This is a genomic window from Marinobacter sp. tcs-11 (assembly GCF_002049515.1).
GTDB lineage: Bacteria > Pseudomonadota > Gammaproteobacteria > Pseudomonadales > Oleiphilaceae > Marinobacter > Marinobacter nauticus.
This window is the reverse complement of sequence record NZ_LLYU01000003.1, coordinates 295,977-309,305: the sequence shown is the minus strand read 5'-3', so window position 1 is coordinate 309,305 and position 13,329 is coordinate 295,977. Positions and strand designations below refer to the sequence as shown.

At 59.1% G+C, this 13,329-nt stretch carries 12 protein-coding genes; 11 read left to right on the top strand and 1 reads right to left on the bottom strand.

The annotated features are described in order from the left end of the window. The first annotated feature begins 55 nt into the window (after positions 1–55). The 11 genes from aroQ to ARC85_RS05770 all read left to right on the top strand — a co-directional run bounded on the left by aroQ (position 56) and on the right by ARC85_RS05770 (position 11,800). Complete coding sequence (aroQ, locus tag ARC85_RS05820; RefSeq protein ID WP_011786855.1) at positions 56–496, top strand: type II 3-dehydroquinate dehydratase; 441 nt, start codon at positions 56–58, stop codon at positions 494–496. 26 nt (positions 497–522) lie between these two features. Then, a complete protein-coding gene (gene accB / locus ARC85_RS05815) occupies positions 523–993 on the top strand; it encodes an acetyl-CoA carboxylase biotin carboxyl carrier protein (RefSeq protein WP_121207727.1) in 471 nt (156 codons plus the stop codon). A gap of 24 nt (positions 994–1,017) precedes the next feature. Continuing rightward, entirely contained in the window at positions 1,018–2,358 is a 1,341-nt protein-coding gene (gene accC, locus ARC85_RS05810) for an acetyl-CoA carboxylase biotin carboxylase subunit (RefSeq protein WP_227499547.1), read from the top strand. Positions 2,359–2,360: 2 nt separating this feature from the next. Then, positions 2,361–3,257, top strand: a complete 897-nt coding sequence (gene prmA / locus ARC85_RS05805) for a 50S ribosomal protein L11 methyltransferase (RefSeq protein WP_153740513.1) — start codon at positions 2,361–2,363, stop codon at positions 3,255–3,257. 73 nt (positions 3,258–3,330) lie between these two features. Beyond that, positions 3,331–4,596, top strand: a complete 1,266-nt coding sequence (locus ARC85_RS05800) for a DUF3426 domain-containing protein (RefSeq protein ID WP_153740512.1) — start codon at positions 3,331–3,333, stop codon at positions 4,594–4,596. A gap of 208 nt (positions 4,597–4,804) precedes the next feature. Beyond that, complete coding sequence (gene dusB, locus ARC85_RS05795) at positions 4,805–5,803, top strand: tRNA dihydrouridine synthase DusB (protein ID WP_153740511.1); 999 nt, start codon at positions 4,805–4,807, stop codon at positions 5,801–5,803. Continuing rightward, positions 5,800–6,117 (top strand): DNA-binding transcriptional regulator Fis, encoded by a 318-nt coding sequence (gene fis, locus ARC85_RS05790; RefSeq protein WP_011786861.1) that lies wholly within the window; start codon positions 5,800–5,802, stop codon positions 6,115–6,117. The genes dusB and fis overlap by 4 nt, the downstream gene beginning before the upstream one ends. Before the next feature lie 104 nt (positions 6,118–6,221). Further along, complete coding sequence (purH, locus tag ARC85_RS05785) at positions 6,222–7,802, top strand: bifunctional phosphoribosylaminoimidazolecarboxamide formyltransferase/IMP cyclohydrolase (protein WP_286714499.1); 1,581 nt, start codon at positions 6,222–6,224, stop codon at positions 7,800–7,802. 22 nt (positions 7,803–7,824) lie between these two features. Then, positions 7,825–9,111, top strand: coding sequence for a phosphoribosylamine--glycine ligase (gene purD / locus ARC85_RS05780; protein WP_286714498.1), 1,287 nt, complete (start codon positions 7,825–7,827; stop codon positions 9,109–9,111). Positions 9,112–9,214: 103 nt separating this feature from the next. After that, positions 9,215–10,150: an alpha/beta fold hydrolase gene (locus ARC85_RS05775; protein ID WP_286714497.1), complete on the top strand. Its 936-nt coding sequence runs from the start codon at positions 9,215–9,217 to the stop codon at positions 10,148–10,150. Positions 10,151–10,228: 78 nt separating this feature from the next. Further along, entirely contained in the window at positions 10,229–11,800 is a 1,572-nt protein-coding gene (locus tag ARC85_RS05770) for a cation:proton antiporter domain-containing protein (RefSeq protein WP_286714496.1), read from the top strand. Here ARC85_RS05770 and senA read toward each other — a convergent pair. Beyond that, a complete protein-coding gene (gene senA / locus ARC85_RS05765; RefSeq protein WP_286714495.1) occupies positions 11,770–13,104 on the bottom strand; it encodes a selenoneine synthase SenA in 1,335 nt (444 codons plus the stop codon). The two genes, ARC85_RS05770 and senA, sit on opposite strands and share 31 nt — an antisense overlap. Between the last annotated feature and the right edge of the window lie 225 nt (positions 13,105–13,329).

Below are 13,329 nucleotides of genomic sequence, written 5' to 3'. Positions count from 1 at the left end.
AACGTGCCGTCATCTTCGGCGATCCTGTTAAAAAACCATCAAGGCAGACAGAACCATGTCGACCATTCTTGTGCTCCACGGCCCGAACCTGAATATGCTCGGAACCCGAGAGCCCGAGGTCTATGGCCACGAGACCCTGGCCGATATAGACGACCGCTTGCGCAGCAAGGCGGCTGAGAAAGGCCATCATCTGTTACACCTGCAGTCAAACGCGGAATATGAATTGATAGAAAGAGTGCATGAAGCCAGGGCTGAAGGGGTGGATTTCATCATCATCAATCCCGCCGCCTTCACCCACACCAGCGTGGCCCTTCGGGATGCCATGCTGGCGTCGGGCATTCCCTTTATTGAAGTGCATCTTTCAAACGTGCATGCGCGGGAACCTTTCCGCCATCACTCTTATTTTTCAGATATCGCCGAAGGCGTTATCTGCGGGCTGGGCAGCCAGGGCTACGATCTCGCCCTGAAAGCGGCCCTGCAAAGAATTCACCGATAGAACACAGAAACGGGACTGGAATAGTTATGGATATTCGCAAAATCAAGAAACTCATTGAGCTCCTTGAGGAATCAGACGTCGAAGAACTGGAGATCCAGGAAGGCGACGATTCGGTTCGCATTTCCCGCCGTCGCGAGCCCGCCGCCGGTGGACATTACGTCAGCCATTACGCGGCACCAGCCCCCCAGGCCGCTGCGCCGGCTCCGGCACCCGCGGCTGATGCCGCCCCGGCTGCGGAATCCTCGGCTCCGGCAGCCCCCTCGGGGCACGCCGTGAAATCCCCGATGGTTGGCACTTTCTACCGTGCGCCGTCCCCCACCGCCAGCTCCTTTGTTGAAGTGGGCCAGAAAGTTAACGTGGGTGACGTGATCTGCATCGTTGAAGCCATGAAAATGATGAACCAGATCGAAGCCGACAAGGCCGGTACCGTTACCGAAATCCTGGTCGAAAATGGCCAGCCGGTTGAGTTTGACCAGCCCCTGGTCGTCATTTCCTGAATTCGGTGATTGCTAACCATGGCCATGTTAGAAAAAGTTCTGATCGCAAACCGCGGTGAAATCGCCCTGCGTATTCTCCGCGCGTGCAAGGAGCTGGGCATCAAGACCGTTGCGGTACATTCCCAGGTAGACCGCGACCTGATGCACGTTCGCCTTGCCGACGAATCTGTCTGCATTGGCCCGAACAGTGCCACAGACAGCTACCTCAATATCCCGACCATCATCAGCGCCGCTGAAGTGACCGATTCCGTGGGCATTCACCCGGGTTACGGTTTCCTGGCCGAGAATGCCGATTTTGCCGAGCAGGTCGAGAAGAGCGGCTTCCGATTTATCGGCCCTCGGGCAGAGACCATCCGCCTGATGGGTAACAAGGTGTCCGCCATCGAAGCCATGAAAAAGGCCGGCGTACCCACCGTTCCCGGCTCCGACGGCCCCCTGACGGACGACGACGAACGCACCCTCAAGCTGGCGAAACAGATCGGCTACCCGGTGATGATCAAGGCGGCCTCTGGTGGTGGTGGCCGAGGCATGCAGGTGGTGCACTCTGAAGCCGCCCTGCTGAAAGCAGTACAGATCACCCAGAGCGAAGCCAAGAATGCCTTCGGTGACCCTACTGTGTATCTGGAAAAGTTTCTGGAAACCCCACGCCACGTGGAAGTCCAGGTTCTGGCCGACATGCACGGCAACGTCATCCATCTGGGTGACCGGGACTGCTCCATGCAGCGCCGCAACCAGAAGGTCATTGAGGAAGCGCCGGCGCCAAACATCAACCAGGAATCCCGCGAGCGAACGCTTAAGGCATGCGTGGATGCCTGCAAGGAAATCGGCTACGTTGGCGCCGGCACCTTCGAATTCCTGTATCAGGACGGCGAGTTCTACTTCATTGAAATGAACACGCGGGTACAGGTTGAGCATCCGGTCTCGGAGATGGTCACTGGTGTGGACATTGTGCGCGAGCAGCTGCGTATTGCCAGCGGTCTGCCACTGCAATACAGCCAGGACCAGATCCACATTTCCGGCCATGCCATTGAATGCCGGATCAACGCCGAAGACCCGAAAACCTTCGTGCCCAGCCCTGGCAAGATCAGTCATTTCCACGCTCCTGGCGGCAACGGCATCCGCGTGGATTCCCACCTTTACAGCGGCTACACCGTACCGCCGTATTACGATTCCCTGGTGGCCAAACTGATTACCTGGGGCGACGACCGGGAGATCGCCCGCCGGCGCATGAAGAATGCACTGGACGAGATGCTGGTCGAGGGCATCAAGACCAACCAACCCCTGCATCGAAAACTGGTACGCGATGGTGGCTTTAAACAGGTAGACTTCACCATCCACTACCTTGAGAAACTGATGCGGGATTAACCATGCCCTGGATACAACTCCAGATTCCAGCTGATCCGGACACTGCGGATCAGCTGGAAGATCTGTTAATGGAAATGGGCGCCGATGCCGTTTCCATGGAAGACGCCGCCGACCAGCCGCTGTACGAGCCCGACCCGGGCACCACACCCCTCTGGAGCCAGACCACCGTCACCGGCCTGTTCCAGTCTGACCGCAATATCGAACAGTTACTGGCGGACATTCGCGACGCCTGGCACCAGCAGACCCAGCAGTCTCTGGCTGACATTGACGTTACCCTGGTGGAAGACAAAGACTGGGAGCGGGCCTGGATGGACGACTTCCACCCGCTGCAGTTCGGTGAACGCCTGTGGATTGTGCCCAGCTGGCACGAGGCGCCAGACCCGGACGCTGCCAACCTGCTGCTGGACCCGGGCCTCGCCTTCGGCACCGGCACCCATCCCACCACCGCCCTGTGCCTGGAATGGCTCGACAGCCAGGATGTCGCGGGCAAGCAGGTGACCGACTACGGTTGTGGCTCCGGTATTCTTGGCCTGGCCGCCCTGTTGCTGGGTGCAGAACATGTGGTTGGCGTGGATACCGATCCACAAGCTCTCGAAGCCAGCCGGGACAACGCCCGCCGGAATGGCGTTGAAGACCACCGCCTGGATTTGTACCTGCCCGGCAACGACCCGGACACCCGGGCCGACATCATGCTGGCCAATATCCTGGCCCAGCCACTGATCGGCCTGGCTCCGAGACTGGCCGAACTGACCAGGCCCGGCGGGGATCTGGTACTGTCCGGCATCCTGTTCAATCAGGCCCGCGACGTGATGGAGGCCTATGAGCCCTGGTTCATCATGGACGAGCCGGAACAGAAAGAAGACTGGATACGCCTCACAGGACGGCGCAAGGACGGATGACGACACAGGCGTTTATGTCTAAACTGCCTCCATCGTAGTGATCGACCAGAGATCGAGCTTTCAGGAACGAAGCATGACCCAGAGCAGCCTGCAGACCCAATGCCCCAACTGCGAAACCCGTTTTCGAGTAACAGACGAACAGCTGAGCGTCGCCAGGGGCAAGGTACGCTGCGGGAACTGCATGAAGATTTTCAATGCGGTCGAACATCAGGTGGTCTCCGGCAAGGATAAAGCCGGGACCAGCCAGCCACCCTCGAAATCCGCTCCTGAAACCGAAGCAGCAAAGCCCAGCCGGTTCGACGATGAAGAAGAACTGATCTTTGCTGACAACCCCGAAGAAGATGCCACCGAAGGCCGCTATGCCGGCAGCAAACTGACGTTCTCAGATGATGAGCTCAGCGACAGCTTCCGCAATTTCGACGAGCCCGAGGAATCCGGCTTCAGCGACGACGACCTGACACCGGAAAACCAGAATATCGACGAGAGCTGGGCCGAGGCCATGCTCAACGACGACGAGCCCGCGAAGCCATCGGCTCAGCCAGAATCAGCGAAGCCTCAGCGCCCTGCCCCGGCGCAGCCCGAACCGGAACAGGCATCACTTCAGACGCCCCCTGCTGCCGAAACACGGCCGGAGCCGCTGCGCCGTGAGGACAGCGAATCCGATGAAACAACCCTGCCCGCCAACGAGGCCACTTCAGCGGAGCCGTCCACGGAACCGGATATTACGGACCTCAGCTTGGCGGATGACGATCGCGTGGGCGACCCGATTGTCAGCCGTACCCGCAAGCAAGCGGCGCCAGACACCCTCTACCATGACCTGCGACGGGATCCTGTATCCGTCGGGAACGGCGGAGGCCGGCTCAGAACCGTATTCTGGGCACTGGCGGTGCTGGCCCTGCTGGGCGTACTGATTGCCCAGGTTACCTGGTACCAGTTTGACCAGCTTTCTGCCATCCCCCAGCTCCGACCGTTCTACGAGAAGGGCTGCGAGATTGCCGGATGCGAACTCAAGCCGCTGGTGAATGTCGAGGCTATCCAGAGCCGTAAACTGGTGGTGCGCACGGACCCGGAGAACCGGGATCAACTCATTGTCGATGCCGTGATTCTCAACCGCGCCGGCTTTGAGCAGCCGTTCCCGGCGATAGCTCTGACCTTCTCCAACCTCAATGGCGATGTGGTGGCCCAAAGCACCTTTACGCCAGAAGAGTACCTGGCCGGTGAGGCCGCAGAACTTGCCAGCATGCCGGTAGAGACGCCAGTGCGGATCGCCATCCGGATACGCGACCCCGGGCGGGATGCCGTCAACTACAACCTGAGCTTTCGTCCCTGGGCGCCTTGATGCGAATCAATAGCCTTCGGGCCGACAGTTGACAGCGCAAAAGTCAACCAGAAAGCGCGAAAAATAATCAATTTTTTAACGCTTTCGCCCCTTCAATCAGCTTGCCCCCGGCGGTATCATTACCGCCCTTCGGAGACCGGAGCGGTCAGAAATTGAACAACCGCTCCAGCCGAATTTTGCTCAACCCGCTGTGACACGGACTCAGATCATGCTGCCAACGGCAAAAATCGGGCCGTACACCCTGCCCAACCCGCTGATTGTTGCACCCATGGCCGGTGTAACCGATCGCCCTTTCCGGCTGTTATGCCGACGAATGGGGGCCGGGCTGGCGGTATCGGAAATGGTCATAGCGGACAGCAAGCTCTGGCATACGCGTAAATCCCGGACTCGCCTCAACCACGAAGGCGAACCGGAGCCCAGATCGGTCCAGATCGCCGGCGGCGACCCCGAAATGCTGGCCGACGCCGCCCGGCAAAACGCTGAATTCGGTGCTCAGATCATCGACATCAACATGGGCTGTCCCGCCAAGAAAGTCTGCAACAAGGCCGCCGGTTCGGCCCTGATGAAAGACGAGAAGCTGGTGCGGGAAATTCTGGAAGCCGTGGTGAAGGCGGTGGATGTGCCGGTGACCCTGAAAATGCGAACCGGCTGGGACAGAGACAATCGCAATGCCCCGGTCATCGCCAGAATGGCGGAAGATGCCGGCATTCAGGCTCTGGCCGTACACGGCCGTACCCGCGCGGACAAATATAACGGCGACGCGGAGTACGACACCATCGCGCAGGTTAAGGCCAGCGTTGGTATACCGGTGTTCGCCAACGGCGACATTACCACGCCGGAGAAAGCCCGGCAGGTGCTCAGCCATACCGGTGCCGACGGATTATTGATTGGCCGGGGCGCCCAGGGCCGGCCCTGGATTTTCCGGGAGATCCTTCATTATCTGGAAACCGGAGAACACCTGCCCCAACCGCCCATGGATGAAGTGGAGCGCATTCTGGCCGGGCACCTGGAAGAACTGCACCGTTTCTACGGCGAATTGATGGGCGTGCGTATCGCCAGAAAACACGTGGGCTGGTATCTGCAGTCCCATGATGACAGCAAACAGTTCCGCAAACGCTTCAACGCCATCGATGATGCGCTGGAGCAGAAAGACAGCATCTCACAGTATTTTGCAGGCTTACGAAATGGAGAGGTATTCGCAGCATGACCGCTGAGACTTTGGCAAATCAATCCCTAAGCACCCCGGCCAACGATGATCTGCATCAGTTGCACACGGTAAACCACAGCGGCAACAGCGTCACCCTGCGTGACAGCGTCGAAGTTGCCCTGAAGAACTACTTTGAGCAACTCGATGGCGCGCCGGTTACCGACGTGTACCAACTGGTACTGTCAGAAGTGGAAGCCCCGCTGCTGGAGCAGGTGATGAAATACACCCGCAACAACCAGACCAAGGCCTCCACCATGCTCGGGCTGAATCGCGGCACCCTGCGCAAGAAACTCAAGCAATACGGTCTGCTATAATCAGACCTGACCCCACAAGGGCCTCCCGGATGCGTTCGCGAGGCCCTTGTTATTTGCACCCAGGCTTACAATCCGGCTTATCTGACCAGCGAAGAAAGTGACCCATGGCAAACCAGGCAAACACCCCCGTCCGTCGCGCCCTGATCAGCGTGAGTGATAAAACCGGCATCGTCGATTTCGGCCGTGCCCTCACCGAACGCGGCGTCGAGCTGCTCTCCACCGGCGGAACCTTCCGCCTGCTCAAGGAAAACAACGTACCGGTTACCGAAGTGTCCGATTACACCGGTTTTCCGGAAATGATGGATGGCCGGGTCAAAACTCTGCACCCGAAAATCCACGGCGGCATTCTGGGCCGGCGTGGCACCGACGATGCCATCATGGCTGAGCACGGAATCAATCCCATCGACATGGTGGTGGTGAACCTGTATCCGTTCGAGGACACCGTGGCCAACCCGGACTGCGACCTGGCCACAGCCATTGAAAACATCGACATTGGCGGCCCCACCATGGTTCGTGCCGCCGCCAAGAACCACAACGATGTTGCCATTGTGGTGAACGCTTCCGATTACAGCCGGGTTCTGAAAGAGCTGGACAGCAATGATGGCCAGCTCACCTACAGCACCCGTTTCGATCTGGCGGTAAAAGCCTTCGAGCACACCGCCGGTTACGACGGTGCCATCGCCAATTACCTGGGCGGCCGTACCCCGGACAACGACAACGCTGATTTCCCCCGCACCTTCAACGCCCAGTTCGTGAAGGTTCAGGACATGCGTTACGGCGAAAATCCGCACCAGCGCGCGGCCTTCTATGCCGAGCGCAACCCGAGAGAAGCCTGCGTGGCCACTGCCAAACAGCTGCAGGGCAAGGAACTGAGCTACAACAACGTGGCCGACACCGATGCCGCCCTGGAATGCGTTAAGCCGTTTGCCGACCCGGCCTGTGTCATCGTCAAGCACGCCAACCCCTGTGGTGTGGCCATCGGTGCCGACATCCTGCAGGCCTACGACCTGGCCTTTGCCACCGACCCGACATCTGCCTTTGGCGGCATCATCGCCTTTAACCGGGAACTGGATGCGGCGACTGCCAAGGCCATCGTGGATCGCCAGTTTGTGGAAGTCATCATTGCCCCGAGCGTGGCTCCGGAAGCGGTCGAGATTGTTGCTGCCAAGAAGAACGTACGCCTTCTGGCCTGCGGCGAATTCGACGGCGAGCGCGCCCAGACCATGGACTACAAGCGCGTAACCGGCGGCCTGCTGGTGCAGGACCGTGACCTGGGCATGGTCGCTATGGGAGACGTGAAAGTGGTCACCGAGCGCCAGCCCACCGAACAGGAACTCAACGACCTGCTGTTTGCCTGGGAAGTGGCCAAGTACGTGAAATCCAACGCCATCGTCTACGCCAAGGCGGGCCGCACCATCGGTGTGGGCGCAGGCCAGATGAGCCGCGTTTACAGCGCGAAGATTGCCGGTATCAAAGCCGCCGATGAAAACCTGGAAGTGAAGGGTTCGGTGATGGCCTCAGATGCATTCTTCCCGTTCCGGGATGGCATTGATGCGGCTGCGGAAGCCGGTATTACCGCCGTGATCCAGCCGGGCGGTTCCATGCGCGACCAGGAAGTGATCGACGCCGCCAACGAGCATGGCATTGCCATGGTCTTCACCGGCATGCGCCATTTCCGTCACTGATCAACGTATTCAGGAGCAGCACATGAACATTCTGGTTATTGGCAGTGGCGGGCGCGAACACGCCCTGGCGTGGAAAGCAGCCCAGTCTCCGCAGGCAGGCAAGGTCTTCGTGGCGCCGGGTAACGCCGGTACCGCCCGGGAACCGAACCTGGAGAACGTCAACCTGGACGTGATGGACCTGGACGGCCTGGCCAACTTCGCCGAGCAGAACAACGTCGGCCTGACCATCGTTGGCCCGGAAGCCCCGCTGGTGGCCGGCGTGGTGGACAAATTTGAAGCCCGCGGCCTGCGCATCTTCGGTCCCAGCGCTGGCGCCGCCCAGCTGGAAGGCTCCAAGGCCTTCACCAAGGACTTCCTGGCCCGCCAGAAGATTCCCACCGCCGACTACGCCAATTTCACCGATGTCGACGAGGCCCTCGCCTACGTGCGTGAAAAAGGCGCACCCATCGTGGTCAAAGCGGACGGCCTGGCCGCCGGTAAAGGTGTAATCGTCGCCATGACCCTGGCAGAAGCCGAAGATGCCATCCGCGACATGCTCGCAGGCAACGCCTTTGGCGATGCCGGCAGCCGCGTGGTGGTGGAAGAGTTTCTGGACGGCGAAGAAGCCTCCTTCATCGTGATGGTCGACGGCAAGAACGTACTGGCCATGGCCACGTCCCAGGACCACAAGCGCGTAGGCGACGGCGACACCGGCCCCAACACCGGTGGCATGGGAGCTTATTCTCCCGCCCCGGTGGTCACTGCCGATGTGCACCAGCGGATCATGGACGAGGTGATCTACCCCACGGTCAACGGCATGGCGGCGGAAGGCCACCCGTACAAGGGTTTCCTGTACGCCGGCCTGATGATCGATACCAGCGGTGCACCCAAGGTCATTGAGTTCAACTGCCGCTTTGGCGATCCGGAAACCCAGCCGATCATGCTGCGCATGAAGTCCGACCTGGTGGAACTGTGCCAGGCCGCCGTGGATGGCAAGCTGGACGCGTGCGATTCCGAGTGGGATGAACGCGCCTCTGTCGGCATTGTACTCGCTGCCGGTGGCTATCCCGCCAGCTACGACAAGGGCGATGTCATCTCCGGCCTGCCGGACGGTGAAACAGAAGGTGAGAAGGTCTTCCACGCCGGCACCAAACTCAACGGCGACGACGTAGTCACTGCCGGGGGCCGCGTGCTCTGCGCTACCGCTCTGGGTAACACCGTCACCGAAGCCCAGCAACGGGCCTATGAGCTGGCAAAGAAAATCAGCTGGAACGGCATGTTCTACCGCAACGACATTGCCTACCGGGCCATTGCCCGGGAGCAGAGCTGAGGCTCCGGCTCGTCGAGTAACAGCGTCAGCCCGGTCATTGACCGGGCTTTTTTATGGGTTAGTGTTGGCATTCAATAATAGTCATAACGAAAAGGAGTTCCCTGTGCGCCGTACTCACCTGAAGCTGTTCCTGCTGCTGACCGTTACCCTGCTGGTCAGCGCCTGCTCCCGCCAGAGCATCTACGAAAACGCCATAGACTGGGAACGCTCAAGCGCCGGCCTGAAGGCCGCACAGGTCACCGTTGGCGATCTGGACATTGCCTATCTTCGCAGTGAAGAACCGGTCGATGGCGACACTCTGGTTCTGATCCACGGCTTCGGCGCCAACAAGGATAACTGGACCCGTCTGGCCAAAGAGTTCCAGGGTGAGTTCAACATCTATGCCCTCGATCTGCCAGGCCATGGCGACAGCAGTAAACCCCTGGACATCGGCTACCGTTTTGAGGATCAGGTAGATTACGTCCACCAGATACTGAAGGAACTCGGGGTGGAACGCTTCCACATGATGGGCAACTCCATGGGCGGTGCCATCACTGCCCTCTACGCTGCCACCCATCCAGAACAGGTTCACACAGCCGTACTGTTCGACCCTGCCGGTATCTTCGAATATGAAAGTGAGCTGGTGGACCTGGTCATGGATGGCGACAACCCGCTCATCCCGAAACGGGAAGGCGATTTCGACCGCCTGCTGGACTTCGCTCTGGAAAAACGCCCTTTCGTGCCCTGGCCGATCTTTGATGTGATGGAAGAAAAGGCCATCGCCAACCGGGAAGTCAACGAAGTCATTTTCCGGGCCATCCGAGACACCGGCTTCGAGCCGGATTTCCGCAACGCCATCACCAACATCCAGGCGCCGGTTCTGGTGGTCTGGGGCAAACTCGACCGGGTAATTGACTATCGCAATGCCGATGTCTTTGTCGAAGCTATCCCGAACGCGCGCAAGGCCATTCTCGATGATATCGGCCACGCGCCGATGGTGGAGGCGCCGGAGGAATCGGCAGCCCTGTTCCGGGACTTTCTTGCCGACCGGCAGCCCTGAAACCATTCGCCACTACAGCTAGGCCCGAAAAAAAGGTAGGCTTCAGAGCTTTGGATTCCGTCGTCAGAAGATTCGCCCATGCCTGAAGCCATCTGGATAAGTTTTGCCTTTGTTATCGGCCTTCTCGTCAAGGGAATCGGTTTGCCTCCGCTGGTTGGCTATCTGGCCGCCGGCTTTGTGCTCAGCGGCCTCAGCGCAACTACCAGCATCACTGCAGAGCCCACCGATGTACTGGCCCACATTGCTCATCTTGGCGTTTTGCTGCTCTTGTTTACAGTCGGCCTGAAGCTGAAGCTACGCTCCATTGTCAGCCCGGAAGTCATCGGCGGCAGTCTGCTCCACTTCGCGATTACCTGTGTGGTGTTTGCCCCCGGCCTCTACCTGCTTTTTGACCTGGACTGGACAACGGCCCTGATGCTGGCGATCGCCCTGTCCTTTTCCAGCACCGTACTGGCCGCCAAGGTACTGGAAAGCAAACGGGAACTCAGAGCCTTCCACGGCCGGGTCGCTATTGGCATATTGATTATGCAGGATCTGATTGCACTGGTGGTGATGAGTCTCGCGGCCGGCAAAACACCCTCAGAATGGGCTGTCATTGTATTCGGCCTTCCGTTGCTCCGGCCGCTGCTTTACAGGCTGCTGGATGCCAGCGGGCACGACGAACTGCTGGTACTGCTCGGGCTTCTGCTGGCCCTGGTGGTTGGTGGCCTTGGGTTTGAGGCCGTGGGTCTGAGCTCGGAATTGGGTGCATTGGTGTTCGGTGCCATGCTGGCCAACCACCCCCGTTCCCAGGAACTGGCCAAGTCCCTTTGGAGCGTGAAAGAAATCTTCCTGGTCGGTTTTTTCCTGCAGATCGGCATTGACGGCCTGCCAGACCAGCAGGCTCTGATCTTTGCGGCAGTAGCAGCCTTGCTCTTGCCACTCAAAGGCATCCTGTTCTACTTCCTGCTGCTGGCTTTCCGCCTGCGGGCTCGCAGTAGCTTCCTCACCTCGCTGTCACTCACAAACTACAGTGAATTCGGGCTCATTGTCGCCAGTGTTGCCCTGCCAGAATGGCTGGTTCCGCTGGCGATATCGGTTTCCCTGTCGTTTGTATTTTCGGCGCCGCTCAACCGGTTTTCCCACAGTATTTACGAGCATGTTGCCCACAAGCTGGTTCGTTTCGAGAGTCAGAAACGTCATCCTGATGAGCAACCTATCTCGCTGGGTACTACACGGGTTCTGGTGATGGGCATGGGGCGAACAGGCACTGCGGCTTACGATTGGCTTGCGCCCCATGAAACGCGAATCATGGGGATCGACTCAGACCCTGCCAAAACCGAGAAACACCAGAAAGATGGGCGCAATGTCGTCTTTGCAGACGCCGAAGACACCACCTTTTGGGAAGGTCTGCACATGCCGGAACTCAACTCGGTGGTACTGGCAATGAGTGACATCGAAGGCAAGCTTATCGCCGCGCGGATGCTGCGCAAGCTCGGCTTCGAGGGCTATATCGTGGCGCACACCATGTATGCCGATGAAGCCTTAAAAATTCGCGAAGCCGGCGCCAATGATGCCTACCTCACGATGAGTGAGACCGGCGTGGCCCTGGCAAGTCACCTTATGGACAAATCAGGAATTCAGGCGGCGCAGGTGCGGAACCCGGTGTAAACATCACTGCGAAACGGCAGATACGCCTGCCGGTAGGTGCCACGGATCAGGTTGGATGAGGTGGCACAGCTGCCGCCCTTGGTGACTTTGTGCGTGGCAAACTGCAGGGTCGACATGAACGGGTACATATCTACCTTGAAGCCGTCATAGGGCAGGAACTCGTTGCTGGTCCATTCCCACACCGAACCCACCATCTGCCGGCAGCCAAACGGGCTATCGCCGGCCGGGTAATCCGACACCGGGTTGCGAGCCATGGTCCGGGCATCCATATCCGCCCGCACAACATCCGGTGACTCATTACCCCACGGAAAACGCCTGAACGGCTCACCGGGTTTATTGCCCAGCGCCGCCACGTCCCATTCATACTCGGTCGGCAACCGCCGCCCGGCCCAGGTACAGAAGGCTTCCGCCTCCCAGTAGCTGACATGGCTAACCGGGGCGTCTGGCTGCAACGGCAGCCAGCGATCAAACACCCGCTCCTGCCACTGTTCGTCATGCCAGCGCCAATACAGCGGATGCCGGGGCAACCGCATCATTGGCTCGTTTACCCCATGGACCAGACTGACGTCCTGCTCGGTTTCCAGCCACTTGCGGCCGCCGAACGACCAGAGTTCGGGACGCCTGTAACCATCATCGTCTACAAACGCCTGGAATTCCCGGTTGCTCACCAGCGTGCGACTGATGGCAAACGCCGGCAGCTCTACCTCAAAACGGGGCTTCTCGGCATCAAAGGCAAAGTCTTCGGTCGCGTACTGTTGCGACTCACCGGGCATGCCAATCACCCAGCGACCGGCCGGGATCTGAGCATCACCGCTGATCGACTCGCCCGGAGCAGGCCGATCACCTTTGTAATCCAAAGGCGCCGGATAGCCGACTGTCTGCCGACACCAGATGAGCGACTCGATGTGCATGTTCTGGTGGTAGATGGCGTAGCGGTACAGGTACAGCTCCCGGTCAGTGAGCTCCCGGGACTGAATCCGCTCCGCGACCCGGTCGTAGATGGTATTGAAATACTGAAGCGTGGCCTCCCGGCCGGGAAACAGATCACGGCGCCAGCGATCCTTGTGATCGACATGGAATGAATCCCAAAGGTCATCCATGGAGGGATCGTAGCTCGGTGTTCCGTCCAACAGGTTGAAGACAAAGACCTCGTAGAAAAACGCTGAGTGGCCCATTTCCCAGAGTGGCGGATTCACACCCGGATGATACGGGACCTCGAGCTTGTCTTCCGGTAACGACACAATCAGGCTCTCGGTGCGGACGCGAGCCTTTTCCAGTTCATCCAGAAGCTCTTTTTTGTTCATGGTTAGACCTTATCTCTCTCAGCCTGAAACCTCGGTGCAGGAGCAAGTTCCGAGAGGCTTTCCAAAAAGCGCTCCTGCCGGCACATCCATGTGTCGCTTATGTTCCGCCATCCATGGCTCCACAAATTTTTGGAAAGCCTCTCGGAACTTGCTCTTCATACGCCTTAGATAGACGAGAGTATCAAACAAAAAACCGCCGCCGGTAGTCACCGACGACGGTTATCT